This is a genomic window from Streptomyces sp. MUM 2J (genome assembly GCF_022414535.1).
Classification (GTDB): domain Bacteria; phylum Actinomycetota; class Actinomycetes; order Streptomycetales; family Streptomycetaceae; genus Streptomyces.
This window is the reverse complement of sequence record NZ_JADWYM010000105.1, coordinates 1-1,374: the sequence shown is the minus strand read 5'-3', so window position 1 is coordinate 1,374 and position 1,374 is coordinate 1. Positions and strand designations below refer to the sequence as shown.

The following is a 1,374-nucleotide window of genomic DNA, read 5'->3' as shown; positions in this document are numbered from 1 at the left end:
GCGGGGGTGGTGAAGGGGGTGAGGTGGTTGGCGAACTCGGTCTCGATCCAGCGGGTGTGGACCGTGAAGGGGGTGCTGGAGCCGGTCAGTTCGGGGGCGAAGGCGGGGTCGGTGACGACGGTGCGGTGGAACGGGATGGCGGTGGCCATGCCCTCGACCTGGAACTCCTCCAGCGCGCGGGCGGCGCGTTCCAGTGCCTCCTTGCGGGTGCGGCCGGTCACGATCAGCTTGGCCAGCAGTGAGTCCCAGGCCGGGCCGATGACGCTGCCGGACTCCACGCCCGCGTCCAGCCGCACGCCGGGACCGGCGGGCGGGTCGAACCGGGTGACCGTGCCCGGCGCGGGCAGGAAGTTGCGGCCGGGGTCCTCGCCGTTGATCCGGAACTCGAAGGAGTGCCCGCGCAGGGCGGGATCGTCGTAGCCGAGTTCCTCACCGTCGGCGATGCGGAACATCTCCCGCACCAGGTCGATCCCGGCGACCTCCTCGGTGACCGGGTGCTCGACCTGCAGACGGGTGTTGACCTCCAGGAAGGAGATCGTGCCGTCCTGACCGACCAGGAACTCGCACGTCCCGGCCCCCTCGTAGGCGGCCTCCTTCAGGATCGCCTTCGACGCCCGGTACAACTCGTCGACCTGCTCCTGGGACAGGAACGGCGCCGGAGCCTCCTCCACCAGCTTCTGGTGCCGGCGCTGCAGTGAGCAGTCACGGGTGGAGACCACGACCACGTTGCCGTGCTTGTCGGCCAGGCACTGCGTCTCCACGTGCCGGGGACGATCCAGGTAGCGCTCCACGAAGCACTCACCCCGCCCGAACGCGGCGACCGCCTCACGCACCGCCGACTCGTACAGCTCCGGCACCTCCTCCAAGGTGCGCGCGACCTTCAGCCCCCGCCCGCCGCCCCCGAAGGCGGCCTTGATCGCGATCGGCAGACCGTGCTCCTCGGCGAACGCCACGACCTCCTGCGCCCCGCCGACCGGGTCGGGCGTGCCGGCCACCAGCGGCGCGCCGGCCCGCTGCGCGATGTGCCGGGCGGCGACCTTGTCCCCCAGGTCACGGATGGCCTGCGGGGGCGGGCCGATCCAGATCAGCCCGGCGTCCAGGACCGCCTGAGCGAAGTCGGCGTTCTCCGACAGGAACCCGTAACCGGGGTGGATGGCGTCCGCGCCGGACTCGCGGGCGGCCCTGAGCACCTTCTCCATGTCCAGATAGCTGGTGGCCGGGGTGTCACCGCCCAGAGCGAACGCCTCATCCGCGGCGCGGACATGCAAAGCGTCCCGGTCCGGGTCGGCGTAGACGGCCACGCTCGCGATCCCGGAGTCCCGGCAGGCCCGGGCCACGCGGACAGCGATTTCGCCACGGTTGGCGATGAGCACC

Annotated in this window: 1 protein-coding gene; it reads right to left on the bottom strand. The window is 71.8% G+C overall.

Annotation, left to right across the window (positions count from 1 at the left end; translation table 11 throughout):
- A partial coding sequence (locus tag I3F54_RS31815; protein WP_240122398.1) for an acetyl/propionyl/methylcrotonyl-CoA carboxylase subunit alpha occupies positions 1 to 1,373 on the bottom strand: 1,373 nt, incomplete at its 3' end.
- Between the last annotated feature and the right edge of the window lies 1 nt (position 1,374).